This window comes from Tumidithrix helvetica PCC 7403 (genome assembly GCF_965232925.1).
In the GTDB taxonomy this organism is placed as follows: Bacteria; Cyanobacteriota; Cyanobacteriia; order Pseudanabaenales; family Pseudanabaenaceae; genus Tumidithrix; species Tumidithrix helvetica.
This window is the reverse complement of sequence record NZ_CBDDRA010000018.1, coordinates 25,078-40,151: the sequence shown is the minus strand read 5'-3', so window position 1 is coordinate 40,151 and position 15,074 is coordinate 25,078. Positions and strand designations below refer to the sequence as shown.

Annotated in this window: 15 protein-coding genes; 5 read left to right on the top strand and 10 right to left on the bottom strand. The window is 44.5% G+C overall.

The annotated features are described in order from the left end of the window. Positions 1-9: 9 nt before the first annotated feature. Together rnhA and ACP2WE_RS16610 are read left to right on the top strand one after the other, a co-directional pair. Positions 10-936 (top strand): ribonuclease HI, encoded by a 927-nt coding sequence (gene rnhA / locus ACP2WE_RS16615; RefSeq protein ID WP_425216669.1) that lies wholly within the window; start codon positions 10-12, stop codon positions 934-936. Between the two features lie 315 nt (positions 937-1,251). Then, a complete protein-coding gene (locus ACP2WE_RS16610; RefSeq protein ID WP_425216668.1) occupies positions 1,252-2,874 on the top strand; it encodes a mechanosensitive ion channel in 1,623 nt (540 codons plus the stop codon). 59 nt (positions 2,875-2,933) lie between these two features. Here ACP2WE_RS16610 and ACP2WE_RS16605 read toward each other — a convergent pair whose 3' ends face one another. The 3 genes from ACP2WE_RS16605 to ACP2WE_RS16595 all read right to left on the bottom strand — a co-directional run bounded on the left by ACP2WE_RS16605 (position 2,934) and on the right by ACP2WE_RS16595 (position 6,210). Then, on the bottom strand, positions 2,934-4,352 hold the full coding sequence (locus ACP2WE_RS16605) for a hypothetical protein (RefSeq protein ID WP_425216667.1): 1,419 nt from the start codon (positions 4,350-4,352) through the stop codon (positions 2,934-2,936). 75 nt (positions 4,353-4,427) lie between these two features. Further along, positions 4,428-5,504: a PIN/TRAM domain-containing protein gene (locus ACP2WE_RS16600; protein WP_425216666.1), complete on the bottom strand. Its 1,077-nt coding sequence runs from the start codon at positions 5,502-5,504 to the stop codon at positions 4,428-4,430. A gap of 352 nt (positions 5,505-5,856) precedes the next feature. Beyond that, positions 5,857-6,210: a pentapeptide repeat-containing protein gene (locus ACP2WE_RS16595; RefSeq protein WP_425216665.1), complete on the bottom strand. Its 354-nt coding sequence runs from the start codon at positions 6,208-6,210 to the stop codon at positions 5,857-5,859. A gap of 128 nt (positions 6,211-6,338) precedes the next feature. Between ACP2WE_RS16595 and ACP2WE_RS16590 the strand changes: the two genes are divergently transcribed. Next, positions 6,339-6,743, top strand: a complete 405-nt coding sequence (locus tag ACP2WE_RS16590; RefSeq protein WP_425216664.1) for a hypothetical protein — start codon at positions 6,339-6,341, stop codon at positions 6,741-6,743. On the opposite strand, the gene ACP2WE_RS16585 is transcribed toward ACP2WE_RS16590, so the two are convergent. After that, positions 6,740-6,874, bottom strand: coding sequence for a hypothetical protein (locus ACP2WE_RS16585; protein WP_425216663.1), 135 nt, complete (start codon positions 6,872-6,874; stop codon positions 6,740-6,742). The two genes, ACP2WE_RS16590 and ACP2WE_RS16585, sit on opposite strands and share 4 nt — an antisense overlap. Here ACP2WE_RS16585 and ACP2WE_RS16580 point away from each other — a divergent pair. Then, entirely contained in the window at positions 6,873-7,262 is a 390-nt protein-coding gene (locus ACP2WE_RS16580; RefSeq protein ID WP_425216662.1) for a hypothetical protein, read from the top strand. The genes ACP2WE_RS16585 and ACP2WE_RS16580 overlap by 2 nt on opposite strands. A 44-nt stretch (positions 7,263-7,306) precedes the next feature. Here ACP2WE_RS16580 and ACP2WE_RS16575 read toward each other — a convergent pair whose 3' ends face one another. Next, complete coding sequence (locus ACP2WE_RS16575; RefSeq protein ID WP_425216749.1) at positions 7,307-8,344, bottom strand: potassium channel family protein; 1,038 nt, start codon at positions 8,342-8,344, stop codon at positions 7,307-7,309. Positions 8,345-8,458: 114 nt separating this feature from the next. After that, on the bottom strand, positions 8,459-8,956 hold the full coding sequence (locus ACP2WE_RS16570) for a GNAT family N-acetyltransferase (RefSeq protein ID WP_425216661.1): 498 nt from the start codon (positions 8,954-8,956) through the stop codon (positions 8,459-8,461). A 608-nt stretch (positions 8,957-9,564) separates the two neighbouring features. On the opposite strand from ACP2WE_RS16570, the gene ACP2WE_RS16565 reads away from it, so the two are divergent. Next, on the top strand, positions 9,565-10,290 hold the full coding sequence (locus ACP2WE_RS16565) for a hypothetical protein (protein ID WP_425216660.1): 726 nt from the start codon (positions 9,565-9,567) through the stop codon (positions 10,288-10,290). Between the two features lie 132 nt (positions 10,291-10,422). On the opposite strand, the gene ACP2WE_RS16560 is transcribed toward ACP2WE_RS16565, so the two are convergent. The 4 genes from ACP2WE_RS16560 to fbp form a co-directional block, all read right to left on the bottom strand. After that, positions 10,423-11,496 (bottom strand): hypothetical protein, encoded by a 1,074-nt coding sequence (locus ACP2WE_RS16560; RefSeq protein WP_425216659.1) that lies wholly within the window; start codon positions 11,494-11,496, stop codon positions 10,423-10,425. 118 nt (positions 11,497-11,614) lie between these two features. Next, positions 11,615-12,277, bottom strand: coding sequence for an Npun_F0813 family protein (locus ACP2WE_RS16555; protein WP_425216658.1), 663 nt, complete (start codon positions 12,275-12,277; stop codon positions 11,615-11,617). A 93-nt stretch (positions 12,278-12,370) separates the two neighbouring features. Continuing rightward, positions 12,371-13,984 carry a site-2 protease family protein gene (locus ACP2WE_RS16550; RefSeq protein WP_425216657.1) on the bottom strand — a complete coding sequence of 538 codons (1,614 nt, stop codon included), beginning with the start codon at positions 13,982-13,984 and terminating at the stop codon, positions 12,371-12,373. Between the two features lie 3 nt (positions 13,985-13,987). After that, complete coding sequence (fbp, locus tag ACP2WE_RS16545) at positions 13,988-15,034, bottom strand: class 1 fructose-bisphosphatase (RefSeq protein ID WP_425216656.1); 1,047 nt, start codon at positions 15,032-15,034, stop codon at positions 13,988-13,990. Positions 15,035-15,074 lie beyond the last annotated feature (40 nt).

Below are 15,074 nucleotides of genomic sequence, written 5' to 3'. Positions count from 1 at the left end.
ACTGACTATATGACAGATAAAATCTACCTCAAAGGTGTGCGTGCGTACGGTTATGTAGGCTTGTTACCCGAAGAAAATGTTTTAGGACAATGGTTTGAAGTCGATGCCACCCTGTGGGTGGATTTTGAAGCAGCTTCGCGCAACGATCGCCTCGAAGACACCCTTGATTATCGTTCGAGCATTCGCAAAATTGAGTATCTGATTCAAACTTCCAAGTTTAAGCTAATCGAACGTTTGGCTGGCGCGATCGCAGAGAGCCTTTTAGAAGACACTAAAATCGAACAAGTGCAATTGCGGGTGATCAAATATCCACCAATTCCTGGTTTTCAAGGTTCTGTTGCGGTTGAGGTCGTTCGCTGCCAACCGACAGATAGTCAAAAAGATAGCGAAGAGATCGAGCAGAAAGAAATCGAGCCCGTCGTAATGAAGAAAGAAGTTCCAGAATCGAATCCTGCGATCGCTTCCAATTTATTTTCCAATTCCAATGCGTCCACTCAAATCACCAGCATTCACACCGATGGAGCCTGCTCTAAAAACCCAGGTCCAGGGGGATGGGGAGTAGTTGTCCATTTTGGCGATGGCTCTGTTAAAGAACTGGGTGGTGGGACAAAAGATACGACCAATAATCAAATGGAAATGCAAGCCGCGATCGCAGCTTTGGAATTTTATGAAAAGCAGTCGCAAACCCAGCCGATCGTCCTCTACACTGATAGTAAATATGTGATTGATGGCATTACCAAATGGATTAAGGGCTGGAAGAAAAATGGCTGGCAAACCAAAGACAACAAACCTGTCAAAAATCAAGAACTCTGGCAGACCTTAGATCGCTTAAATTCGGGCAAAATTCAATGGGAATGGGTACAGGGTCACTCAGGCGATCCAGATAACGAACGCTGCGATGCGATCGCACGGGGATATTCCACAAAATATTCTTAGATTTTTCGCCGATTCGGTATAAGTAAATAATAAGAATCCAGAAACGCCCGCTTATGCGAGCGTTTCTGGATTCTCGTGGGTTTAGACGCATATTAAAATATACGTTGCAAGATCGAGATAACATCGCTTTTTTGCGATAGGACTTTAATATAAATAAGGCGATCGCATGAAATATTGCATTGCGTTTTATAACGAAATCAATCATTTCGCTTATGAAATCAAACAGTCACCTGTCAAAGTGACAAAAACGTAGCTTTTTATTGCAAATTATTTCTGCTTGCGTCCTAGTTGTGTTGAGTTTCGGAGCGAAACAGAATGAATATATTTGGATCCGATTTTGCAATTACCAAGTTCCCTGAAATTCCAATTAGCCCAGTGGGGCAACTTCCTTCAAGCGTTGATTTTAATCCTGAAAGTCCTTTAGTCAAGCTGATTTTAGCGATCGCTATCTTAGTCGTTGGCTTTTTGGTCGCTATTGTGGTCTCAGCTTTAGCGGAAGGATTTTTTAAACGCACCAGTCTTGACAATAAAATTGCTCAATGGCTGACTGGACAAGATAGTACGAGTTCGCCTCCCGTGGAGAAATGGATTGGTACGGCAGCATTTTGGCTGATTGCAATCTTTACGCTGGTGGGTTTTTTCCAGTTTCTAAAACTCGATGCTGTTGCAGCTCCACTGAATAGCTTCTTGGGGCAAATTACTACCTTTATTCCTAAGTTAGCTGGGGCAGCACTGCTCTCAGCGATCGCTTGGGGATTGGCGACGGTTAGCAAAATTCTAATATCGCGTTACATGCGCTCTGCCCGTTTGGACGATCGCCTCGGACAGCAGGTAAGTAACACGGCAGAAAGCAGTAATGCGTTACCGCTCAGCGAAACCCTAGCCAATGCCCTGTATTGGTTTATTTTGCTGCTATTTTTGCCGCTAATTTTAGATGCCCTCGGTCTACAGCAAGCCCTGCAACCGTTACAAAATCTCGTCAACCAATTACTGAGCGCATTACCTAAGATCGTCAAGGCTGGCGCGATCGCTGCGGTTGGTTGGTTGATTGCGCAAACTGTGCGCCGAATTTTAACCAATCTTTTGGCTACCGCTGGGGCAGATCGTCTGTTACCGCAGTTTCGTTCGGCACAGGCGGGTGGTGGTCAATCGCTCTCTCAGGTTCTAGGCACGGTTGCCTATGTCTTCATTCTCATTCCTACGGCGATCGCTTCCCTCGAAGCGCTAGAAATTGAATCAGTCTCTCGTCCTGCGACGGCAATGCTCGATCAATCACTCAAATATCTACCTCAGATTTTTGTGGCTGGCTTGATTTTGGCTGTTGCTTACTTCTTCGGACAATTCGCAAGAGATATTGTTACCAATATCTTGACCAGCTTGGGCTTTAATAACATTCTGGGCTGGTTAGGTTTACCCTCTCTGACTGGGACTTCAGAACCTACTCAACCTATCGATGAATCTAGCGATCCAGATCGAACGGTGGCTTTACCCAAACTAACGCCTTCGCAGTTGGTGGGAATTATCGTGTTGGTGGGAATTATGCTGGTTGCGATCGGTACAGCTACTGATGTGTTGCAGATTGCTGCACTCACCAAAATTGTGTTTAGCGTCCTTGAGGTTGCTGGCAAAATCTTGAGTGGTGTGATTGTGTTTGGGATCGGTCTTTATCTGGCAAACCTTGCCTATGGACTGATTGCCAGTTCGGGCAGTCGTCAAGCCAAAATTCTCGGACATACGGCTCGTATCTCCATCATTGCCCTGATTTCAGCCATGGCATTGAAACAAATTGGTGTGGCTAGCAATATTGTCGATCTTGCCTTTGGGCTGATTACGGGTGCAATTGCCGTAGCGATCGCCTTGGCATTTGGTCTGGGTGGCAGAGATATCGCCGCTGAACAAATTCGTGCTTGGCTTGACTCTTTCAAGCGCAATTATTAGTGGTGTAAATTTTGAACTACAAAAAGCGCGACGTTCAGCCGCGCTTTTTGTATGAATATCTAAACGGTATTCACAATGGGCGTGCGGCGGGTCAAGGTCAAAATGCAAGCCCCTACACCAAAACTTAACCAAGCACAGGCAAGAAAGAGTAATGGTAAAACAAAAGTTCCTTGGGTAGAAGACGGCACAATAATTGCTGCGATCGTTAAAGCTGCGCCAATTTCCCAGATTTGGAGATGATTGACTTGTCGAGAAGCATCGGGCGCAAGAATATTGGGAGCTACCAAGTTCAGTGCGGATCGAGCGATCGCTGGACTTAGCAAGCAAATACCTAGCAAAATCACTGCACCCTCAAGCGGCATTCGCTCGGGCAAAGGCAAAAGAAATAAGCTTGCTGCGCCGATCACGAGTAAAGATATTCCCGCTAAGATCCCAGCTCCTTGGGGCAGTAACACCCCAACCAGCCCTAAACTATCGCGATTGGTATCGTGACGTGCCAAGTGAACTTTATCTCGTAACGCTTTTCCGAGTTCATCTTCGTCCTCGTCGTTCGTTTTGATGTAGTTGGCAGTAATCGCAGTCGGCAGTGTAATTTCTGTCTCGTTTCCCGATAGCTGCATCCAACTAATCTCACCGCCGCTTTCTTGCATTTTTACAACCGCCAGCCGCGAAAATGTTCGCAAGTCGATGGTGTAATTTGCCTGTAGTCCCCACAGCCCGCTAAAGCGAAGGGAAAGAATATGTTGCAATGGTTGTAAGTGGATTTGCCAGGTACTTAATCCCGTAAGCCCTGATGCGGCAATCGCGATCGCTAAAATTGCTTTAATTCCAATTGGTAAATCTACCATCGTCCAAAAGAAAAGACTCAACACTAAAACTACAGCACTATTAAACTGACGCGGCTGCTGTGTTAGAGAAGTCGGGCTAATTAGTACTGTCTGATCGGAATAGGTAATCACATTTAAGTGTTCCGAAGCCGTAGCTTCATTTTTCGTCGGCGCGATCTTTCCCCTCGATGACCACCACCATAGCCACAAAGCAACACCAATTAAGAAAGCTGCCAATACTACCCACCAAGACGCAATCAGGGCAATGGTAACTGGCGCGTCTAAAACCTGCGTCTCACTTTGCCTAGAACCGATCCCCAACAGTACAAAGAAAACTAGTCCGAATATCGATCCACCTACAAAAAGACCTTGCGGAACGTTGAAGGGTAAATTTTGACGACAGGCTTCTAAGACCGACTTGGCAATATTTCGTGAAAAAACGATCCCAAGGACAACAAAAATCAGTAAGGCAATGTTTAACTCTGACCGATTAACTTGCAAAATCGGAGCGATCGCTCCAAGCAAAATAAACCCAGCAGTCAGCAAAAAATTGGCACCAATTAGTCTTGCAGCTTGTTTCCAACCCCAACCTAATTTTCCAGAAACTAGCTGTCTGTGCAAATGGGGTTGAGAAGTTTGCAGATCAGCCACAGGTTAAAGCCCCAATCAATTTTATGAATTTCTAACTTTAAATCAGACTTCAAACTAGATTTCCAATTCTAGCTTTTAAACGGTTGCGATCGCTTCAGGACGCGCAAAAATCATCCTACCTGCCGAGGTTTGTAAGGCACTCGTAACCACAACATGAAGTTGCTTACCCACGTAGCTGCGCCCTTCCTCAATTACCACCATCGTGCCGTCATCAAGGTAACCGATTCCCTGGGTTGCCTCTTTGCCTTCCTTGAGAACTTTGAGGTTAAGGCTATCACCGGGTAGGTAGGTGGGGCGCAGAGCTTGAGCCAAGTCATTTACATTTAGCACATCAACCTGCTGTAGATGTGCCACCTTGTTGAGATTGTAATCATTGGTGATCAAAGTACTGTTGAGTTCTTGCGCCAGACGCACGAGCTTAGCATCGACTGTTTGGATATCGTCATAGTCAGCAGGGTGAATCACGATGCGATCGCTGTACTCATCACGCAAATTATTGAGGATGTCTAAACCTCTTCGGCCTCTTACCCGTTTTTGATCGTTGGAACTATCGGCGATCGTTTGCAATTCTTGAATCACAAAATGTGGTACGAGTAACTGCCCCTCTAAAAAACCAGTATCCATCAAGGTTTGAATGCGCCCGTCAATCACACAGCTTGTATCTAAAATTTTGGTCGTGGCGGGTTTGAGAATTCCCTCAGCAAGCAGAGCACTCTCAACATTATTGGGATTGACCAAACGCAACAACGCACGACCATGGGTATCCGATAGGGTCATGCCAGTATAGGCAAACATAATACTGGCGAGAATTGCCAGTAGTGGCTTAAAGAACGAAAAATCATCTGGGATCGGAAGCAAAAATAGGGGTGCGAGCATTAAGTTCGCAACGAGTAAACCCATCACCAAGCCAACCGCACGCCCCAAGAGCGTTTCTAAGGGCATGGCACGAACTTTAATCTCAAGTTTGCGATAGGCATTTTGTGCCACAATGCCCAAAATTAGCCCAACAAAGGCACCTGACCCCAGAGCTACCCAACGAAACCCTTGAGAATTGATTTGAGCCAGAACTTGAATTGGCAGGAGGTCAACTCCATGAAAGCCAGTTCCTGCTCCTGCTAGGATAAATGTAATAATAATGACGGCATCAATCATGCTGCGGATCTCCGCTTTTATGTATGTATAGATATGTCGGGAATCTAACACAGCTTAAGGTGTTACTGCGTTAATTGCTTGTTCCCTTCAGCCTTTTTCAAGGCTTTGTATATAATTCTACACAACTAAACATTTTTAGGAATCTCATCGTGTATTCGCAAGCCAAGACAAAAAGCTGCTAGAGGCAAGTTTTTCCAAACATATTGTTTTTAAATATCCATGCCAAGCAAGGAGTTAAAGCAGATTTGTACTGGCGTGCAGAGACTTTTACTCCTAAATTCTCATCCAGAACATTTTTGCTCGATTCTCAAATCGTTTCAGGTTGGGTAATCCGAACTCGAATCACAAAAAACTATTTTGATGGCGTTGTATTTAAAGACTCAGGGCAGCCCTGTTTTGATTTTGTACCATCGGGCATAATCGCATCACACATATTTGCTTCCCTAAAATCAGCCCCTGTAATCTCTGCGCCTGTTAGATCGGCTCCCCTTAAGTCCGATTTGTAGAGGTTTGCACCCGTTAAAATTGCTTCTCGCAGATCCGAATATTTGAGATCGGTGCTGTAGAGGTCAGAACCTCTAAGATCGGCACCTCTAAGATTGGAGAGGCTGAGATTGGCACGCAAGAGGTCACAGTAACGACACTCTCTGGTTTGAAGTAGTTGACGAATATGGTTAGGATTGGCTGCTTGGGCAGATGTAGCCATGAAAAAGCAAGAAGTTAGGACAGTTGTAGCAAAGATTCCTAGTTTCATAGTCTTTTTCCAATACGGGTATGTATTTCGTAAATAGATGCTTAGCTTTAAGGCTAGCAGTTTTAGGGGAAATATTCTGTGTGATCTCGATCGCAGGTGACGTTGCCGAACATCACCTGCGACACCTACATGTATCACCTTGTCAGCTTAAAGATCCAGCGATGATACATACATCGACATTTACAGGCAACAAACCCTTCGCCAAAAAAATGGAAAACATACAAATCGTCCGCTGCCCAAACTGTGGTAACTACGCCGAAAGACAATACTTTGCTACCAAAGAACTTGTTCAAACACGTTGTGCAAGTTGCGATTACTCCATTGCGATCTGTACCACGACGGGCAAGGTCTTTGAATATTCGCTGGGCGCTTCCAGACGGTGCATTCCTCATCAGCAAGTTGCGAAACTTGAAGCTGCATGGGAAATATCTCCTAGTTTGCCGAATAGCTATGCTTCAAGTCATAGCTCCTCAGATAGCCACTAGCTAAAATCGTCCACTTGATAGACCTCACGATGTTCCCCTTGCAAGAAGCGTAGCAGCAGTTTAAGCGCGATCATGTATGCAGTGGGTAGAATCGAAAATTCACGAATTTGCCACACCAGAGAGAAAGCCATGAAATTAAGAATTTTTGCCGTTATTGCCGCGATCGCTACGATTACCTTCGCTACCCCTGCTAAAGCCGATACTGCTATTGCCTCTTTACAGCTCGAACCCCATCAAGCCCAAGAGACCTTAAGCTGTGCAGCGACAAAAAAACAGCCATCTAATCAGCTCTCCTTCGCGATCGATGCCGCTACCTGTGAATCGTGGAATCTGACCAAGGAAGCAAATCCTAACGTAAAACTGGCTGTTCTTGCATCAGAAGTCGTCTATGACCTCGCTCCTAACCCTTTGCCAGATAGAGTGGTGATGTTGAGTCACAAAGAAAGAATTGCTTGTCTTGTGAATGGGGAAGGTTCTACAAACGGAAGTGTGACCTGTGGTTTTGTTGATATGGATTAGCGATCGCCAATCACCCAAATTACATTAGCTGAACGTAGTCAAAGCTAAGTACTGCGGGGTAGGCGAGGAGCTTTGTGGGGGCGATTTAGGGGAGAAAGGATTTGATTGAGTTCTCTTAGTTGCTCTGATGTTCCCATACAGATCAGTAAATCACCTTCTACTAGCATCGTATCCGCACTAGGTCCACCCAAAAGGTTCCCATCCGTTCTGCGAATTGCTAACACCAAAGCTCCTGTCTGCGATCGCAAACGGGCTTCATGTAATGTGAAACCCACAAGAGGACAGTCTGCATCGAGGCGAAATTCTTCAATATAAAAAGAACGGTTGCCACTGGACAGAATACCATCAACAAAGTCCATAACTTGGGGTCTAAGGGCTGCTGCTGCCATACGTTTTCCACCTGTGATATAGGGGGAAATTACCTCATCTGCACCACCACGACGCATCTTTTGGATGGCTTCTTCGTTACTGGCCCGCGCGATCGCCCGCACCTTAGGATTGAGTGTCTTCGCAGATAAAACTGTATAGAGATTCTCAGCATCCGAAGGTAGGGTGCAAACCAAACAGATCGCCCGTTCAATTCCTACTCTCTGTAAGGCCTCATCTAAAGTAGCATCTCCCAAAATGGTTTTATAGTTCATGTGTTTGGCTGCCTGAACCTGTTCTGGATCGTTATCAATAACCACAAAAGGTACGCCTTCCTCCGCAAACTCCGAAGTTACTTGTCGTCCCGTTCTTCCAAAGCCGCAGACAATATAGTGTTGATTTAGTGATTCCATAATCTCTTGCTGTTGTCGTAAGCGAATAACCTCTTGAAAGTAACCCTGAAACAAGGCTTGGGTAAACCGATTACCAATATAACTAATGCTTATCAATCCTAGTAGGATCAATGAGATCGCAAAAACACGACCCTTATCATCAAGGGGAGGCGTCTCCCCAAATCCTACCGTGGTAAGTATCATGATGGTCATAAATAGAGAATTCAGACCATTCCAACCTTCAATCCATTGGTAACCAATCGTTCCAACTAAAACCAAACTGACAAGAGACAGGACTCCCAGAGATAACTCTAAGCGTAATATCTGGTATTTTTTGTCAAGTTGATAAAAATTGAATTTCTTGGGTTTTGATATGGTTGCTAATTCAGCTTTACTGTCTTTCACTACATTGATGGTGCTGCCGTAGTTCTCAAACGCTTAAGGATACCAAAACATGCCCTTAATTCCCTCAGGGTCGGGATTAAAGCCTAACTGACTATAAAAATTAACCACATGAGCGTCAGCAAATAGACTGATGTTGCTAATATCTGCGCGTCTTAGTTCTTTAATCACCTCTAGCATCAGCGCTTTACCCAAGCCCTTACTTTGAAAGTCTGGATGTACGACAACGTCCCAAATTGTGGCATTAAAAGCATGATCGGAAGTTGCGCGAGCAAAGCCTATGAGTCGCCTAAAGCCTCCACGTTGCTCCCACATAGAGATCACGACAAAACTATGCTGAAGGGCAATTCGCACCTTGCGCACGGGACGGCGCGACCAGCCTACAGAGTCGCATAATTCCTCTAGCTCATACAAATCGATATCGCGATCGGTACTAAAAAAGATTTGCCCATTTTGATTAGCAACTGGGCGAAGTCTAGTTTTTTTGGCAGGCTCAACAGCACTATTACTAAATAAGCTTTTCCAGAAACCCATTGATGTTGGTAGTTAGATCTTGCTGCAATATATTCAAAATTCACTTTGGCTTTATAAACCACACCTAGATGTCACATTTATGCCACATTTAGTATGAATGTTTTGCTTCTGTCTGCCGATTACGAGCATACCTTAGGCGACATCATTTTATCCTCTTTTCTCTGCGATTCCTCACGATTTCCAATGCGATCGCACCTTGCTAACCCAGATATAAGCTTTATCAATCAATATTAGCTTAGCCTAAACGAATATTTGTTCGAGGTTTTGTTGAAGTTTAAAAAGTTTGCATCGCAAAATATGACTTCGAGCTGTTTTTACGCCAAGATTACAGGCGCGACTTTTAGCCTTAGACTAAAAAAGAAGTATTATTAGCTGAATTGTTTATTTCTGCTGTTTTAAGGCTTTTGGTTTCGCGATCGTAAGATGTTAACTAGCAAAAAAGATTAGGTCTGTGATATCTTGCGTTTTTGCTAGCTCTAGAATTTTGATGTTTTTATACCCGCACCCGCAATGCTTAAATTTGAACTGCAACTGAGGAGAGAAAGCAAAACGTCTTCATCATGCTTGCTTTTTAAGTCTAACGAAAGCTTGCACTTGGGAGGTTGTCGATGACTTCGGGGCTAAAAAGTTCAACTGTTGAACTACTAAAGCGTTTCAACACGAGTTTTCCACAGTTTTACGAGCAGTTTGTCAGTAGTGAAATTCAACTGCAAAACTTAAGGCTAGCTTATCAGCTATATCAAACCCGCGAAGCTGTAATTGAAATCAAGCCTGAAGGTAGCAAAAGTGTCTTGTACTTTGCCTATCGCAACCAATCCTTTTTGTTAAACGATATTTTTGGCGTGTTGGCAGCCTATGGTTTGACGATTCATAGCTTGAGTCTATACGGACAGATTTATCCACCAATGCTGGTGTTTGTCAAACTGGTGATTTCCCGTGGGGGTAAAGCGCTGCCTGCAAAAACCGCAGAAAATGTCTACAAAGCCATTAAAGAAACTTTGTTAGGTCATTTTGAAGTAGAGGAAATGCTGGCGTTAGAGTTTAATCTCGATAGTGGTTTGCGGAAAGTTGAAACCAATTTTTATGTCGATCGCGTCTTTCACCTCCCCGCTTTGCTCGTTGAAGCAGACACGCAGCCTGGACTATTTTATAAAGTGATGAATGCAATCTGGCAAGAGGATCTGCTGGTGGTCAATGCCAACCTGCTAGTATGGCGCGGACGTACGCGTCTAATTCTCTATCTATTAGGTCCAAACGAAGGCTTGATCCCAGAATATCTCGGCACAAAGATCGCTGAAAGTTTAAAACAGCGACTTTCCTTAGGAAAACAGTAAAAACCTTGGGGCGGGCTCTAGAAATCCTAAATGAATTGCAATTTATTTGTAGCGCAGGCATCTTACCTGGAAGGGCTTTCGGCTTCTACCACGTTCATAAGCAATATAAGATTGCGATAGGTTTTCTCTTGATTACCTGCGCCTTGAAGTAGGGCGTGATGAAATATCAAACTCCAGTGCTGCACCTACACCCCACAGGATAAATGCCAAAATCCAAAAAAACTCAATCCAGTCTCCACTTTGATAATTAGGAGACTTACTGCTAAAAGCAAATCCTAGATCGCCGATAAACATTGCGATCGCTGCTCCTCCAATTAATCGCCATGATTGTGCAGCCTTACCACCCCAAAAGGCAAGGAGCAATACTGCCGCCACAATTAACAACCAAACATCACCGATCGCATAGATGGTATTAAGTACTTTAGGAATGTCAAATCTGATTGCACCCGCAGCATTCCCAGCCACAAATGTGACATAGCCACCCGCAGCCAAACCAAATGCTGCAACCAAGGCAACAATCCCCCATTGTTTGGGAAAAAGATTTAAGCGCCTACCAATCACCGACATTGCCATTCCCCAAGACAGAAATACATAGGTCAGGGTAAAAAATAGATCGGCTATGGATGGGATTAAAGTAGGCAAATTAGAGAAATTTTTTGAGATCTTCTCAAAATCTTGAGGTAAGGTAGGAACCTTACCCTTAAATTGTTCTCCAAAAGCTTTTAAGGCTGGCACTAACTCGTCTATATTCTTATCTTTGATTAATTCAAGAACTTTCTTGTCAAAGGTTTTAGTCAAGTCAGGGACGCTTTTATGCTGGTTAATAATCTGAGATAGGCTTTCAAGGTTTTGGGTCAACTGTTGCTGATAATTAAAGTCGAGATAGGCAAAAACTAAGTTACCAATTCCCCAAGCCATAATGCCAAACCCTAGACCCAGCCAGACATTACGACCGCTGATAATCTTGGGACTACGCCAGTTACGCAAGCACAAAAAACTAGAAAAAATAATTGCTACAGTTTGAAAAATATAAGTACCGATCCGATACCAAGTAGGTCTGGCACTATCATCAAACGCGAGTTTCTCGGTGGGTGCACTGAGGAGTAAGTAAAATAGCAGCGCGATCGCCGCCCACGCTATCCCAGCCAGAATCAGGGTTTGTGTGGATATCCCACTTGATGAGGACGTAGGTTTGGCTTTACTCATTTGTACTTACCCGTAAATACTTAAATTGCGAATACAGCGACATTGAACAATAAACATGACACGACCAAAATCGATCTAGATAACATTACTAGAAATAATCAGCAAAATTAGCAGAAATTTATTGCCAAAGCTTACCTTTTGGCGTGTTTCTCAACCAAGCTTTAAATTTAGACTGTTCTGCACTAGGTAGCTCGCTCAATGCATCGATCGCATTATCAAGGAAACTGGTATTGCCAAAATAAGAGGAGGCAAGTCGGTAAATTTCCCCCAACAAAACTTGGATTCTGTTGGCATCCCAAGACGGCAACTGCATACTATTTAAAGGATCCTGCTTCAACAAACTTTCAAGGGAACCAATGGATTCACCCTGAGAAAATTTTCCCTGTTGCATGACCTTAACAATATCTTGCTTAAACGATCCTGCCTGTCTTACACCTAAGTAGTCCTCAATTTCAGCATAGACAGACTGTAAGAGTAGCAGACAACCTTGCACGAGATGGCTCTCTAAAGAATGCTCTGAAGCCGATGCAGCCTGCATTTGGTCGATTTTTACCTTACCCCAAACGCTAAAACGTTGAGGTTCTTCCAGCAAAACACAGGCTTTTCCTTTGTTATCTGTCAGGTCACGCCAGAGGGCAAGAGCCTCATCGCGATTGTCGCCAAACATATTTAACAGTCGAAAAGTCTGACCTTGATATTGCAGAATAGGGATTTGCTGCTCTCTATTCTGTGGATTTTGGACGTTAATAATCTCAACGTCTTGGCGCTTCAGAATGAACATAAAGCCCTAATTTAACTTTACTGATGTTACCAGTAGGTGCAACAAGTGACTACACAATGACAGAGTTCGCGGAAAATTAAAAGCAATTAAAGATTACTTTAAGTTTAGTAGAGGCAATATAAATTTAGGTACAGGAATAATAATCAAGATTGCCACGCCAATCAACATTAAACCCAACAGATCGCGCCAGTTATTTAATTCTGTAACATTATCTAACGTAGGCGATCGATGACTATCGAACAAAAATGCGAGTAATGCATAAATTCGCAGCCAAGGTTGCATAACTAGCGCAGTAATTAACAACAATAACCTTGCCACTTTACCAACCAAAATTGTCTTACGATTGCCAAAGATACCATGAATTAAATGTGCGCCATCTAGGGCACCGATCGGAATTAGACTGACCGCAGTCAATAGCAAACCAGTCCAACCAGCCAGTGCTAGAGGGTGTAGATTTGCGATCGCTGCCCCACTCCCAGTCATGACCCTTGATAGAAGCGCCACAAGCAGTGAGTTTTTGGGTTCAAAGGGTAAGAAATTGGCAATCAAAGCATGGCTAAATGGGTTATTACTCGACAGGTTGGTAACAACATCGCCTGTTTGAATTAGATTTTGTGAATTAAAACTCTGTAAATCTATAGGGGGCGATAAAAATAAACCTACGGTCAACATGACGATCGCAATTCCCAGTCCAACTAGGTTGGGTGCGATCGCTAGATCGAATAAAGCCCGCCGATGGGGAATATAAGATCTAATGCCTGTAAAGGTTCCTAATACGCCAAGCCCACCAAAGGCAGGCATGACATAGGGCAATGAGAGCTTGAGCCGATAGTGCTTTGCCACAAAATAACGGACGATTTCCCTAGCGCCAATCTGAAGCCCTATCGCCAAACTGTAGGATATTCCTGCCAGTAGGGTAGTTGGTAAGGTCGGTAATGTCAGTCCTTCAAGACGATCGATGTTGAGGGCAAGGAGTCCACCCGCCAGTAGTGTGGCAATCGCGGTGGCGATCGCGAGGATTACAGCGAGACCCGTCTCAAATTTTCGTTTGCGCGTTTCCGCAGTTTGCTGTTGGCTAGAGACCTCAGCAGCCAATCCCAAAGCAGGGTTGGGAATAATCAGGAAGGCATATCGGGTGTCTGGGGAAGCTTCGGGCGCAATGGGATGTTCTTGCAAGATGGGCAAGAAGCGATCGCCAAAATTTGTCTTTAGATTCTCAGCAACAACTTTATACGCCTTGGCACTTGAGTCTCGATCGGTGACACGCAACATGCCCCGACAGGCGATCGCTCTTGGTTGATAGGCGATCGCCTGCAAATAAAACACAGATAAAGGGAAGCAATTTCTAAAGGTTGTTTCCTCTTCTTTGGTCAGCAGGGGCAGATCGTTTTTGGCTCGATCTTGTAATGCATCAGCAGACAGATCGAGCGACGGTTTAATTCCTAGATTTTGGGCATTTTCTAGAGGGTTTTGTCGATCTTGGTGGGTTAAGCCTAAATAGAGCCAAGCACAGATGATAAACACCACCAATAGGAGCAAGTTAGGAAAAGGTTGCGCGATCGTCAAAGTCCAAGCCACAAATAAGCTCGGACAAAACAAGAGAACGATCCAAAGTAGAATCCTTGTCCTCGTTGGCTCGAGCCGCAAACTCATATAGCCTGCAATGCTTCCCAGCAGCAGAAATACTAGCAAATCAGCTAGACTCATAGACTATTTCCCAGTCGGCTTTTCACCGCGCAAAAATGTTTCTACCAAGGCAACATCCTCCGAACTACCAATAAACAAGGGAGTGCGGCTATGCAACTTTTGGGGCACGACATCTAAAATTTCTTGTTTCCCTGTGGTAGCCCGACCACCCGCTTGCGTCACTAAAAATGCCAAGGGGGCTGATTCGTATAACAGCCGTAATTTGCCATCAAGATGACCGACTATGCCTGGATAGAGAAATATCCCCCCTTGAAACAGGATGCGATGAATATCGGCAACCAATGCCCCAGAATAGCGAGCTGAGTAACCAGGTTGGCGATGAATGTAGCGCACGTATTCCCGAATATTATCTTCCCACTGCCAAAAGTTGCCCTCGTTGATGCTGTAGGTAGGCCCGTGGGACGGAATGCGTACATGCTCTTGCGATAGGACAAATTCGCCAAAGCTAGGATCTAGGGTAAAGGAATGCACGCCCTTACCGATGGAATAGACCAGCATCGTACTGGAACCATAAAGGATATAGCCTGCGGCAATTTGCTTATGTCCGTTTTGGAGTAAATCTAAAGCTTCACCCGATTCATCTAGCCCCTCTTGTTGGCGTACCGAAAAAATCGAGCCCACCGCTAAATTTGCATCGATATTACTCGAACCATCAATTGGGTCAAACAGCAAAGTATAGCGACCGATGGGGCAATTTTCGGGTAAATAATAGGGCTTTTCCATTTCTTCGGAAGCGAGGCGGCAAACCAAGCCACTTTGCTCAAAAGCACGGATAAATATACGGTTCGCATACTGATCCATTTTTTTGACGGCTTCTCCCTGCACGTTGACTTCACCTGTCACGCCTAGGGCATCTTCGACCAAACCCGCACGGCTTAAGTGTCTGGAAACCATCTTACCTGCCAAGCCAATCCGACTCATGAGGGCGCTCAAGTCATAGGCGTCTGCAGAATAAGAGCCAAGATGGGATAAAACATGGCGAGAGAGGGTCGTGAAGTCTCGACCAAGGGCAATTTCCTGATCGGGATTGAGTTCTATAGAATCGCTCATAATTTTTTAGCTATTCGCAGCAAGAGACTTCTTCCTTTCA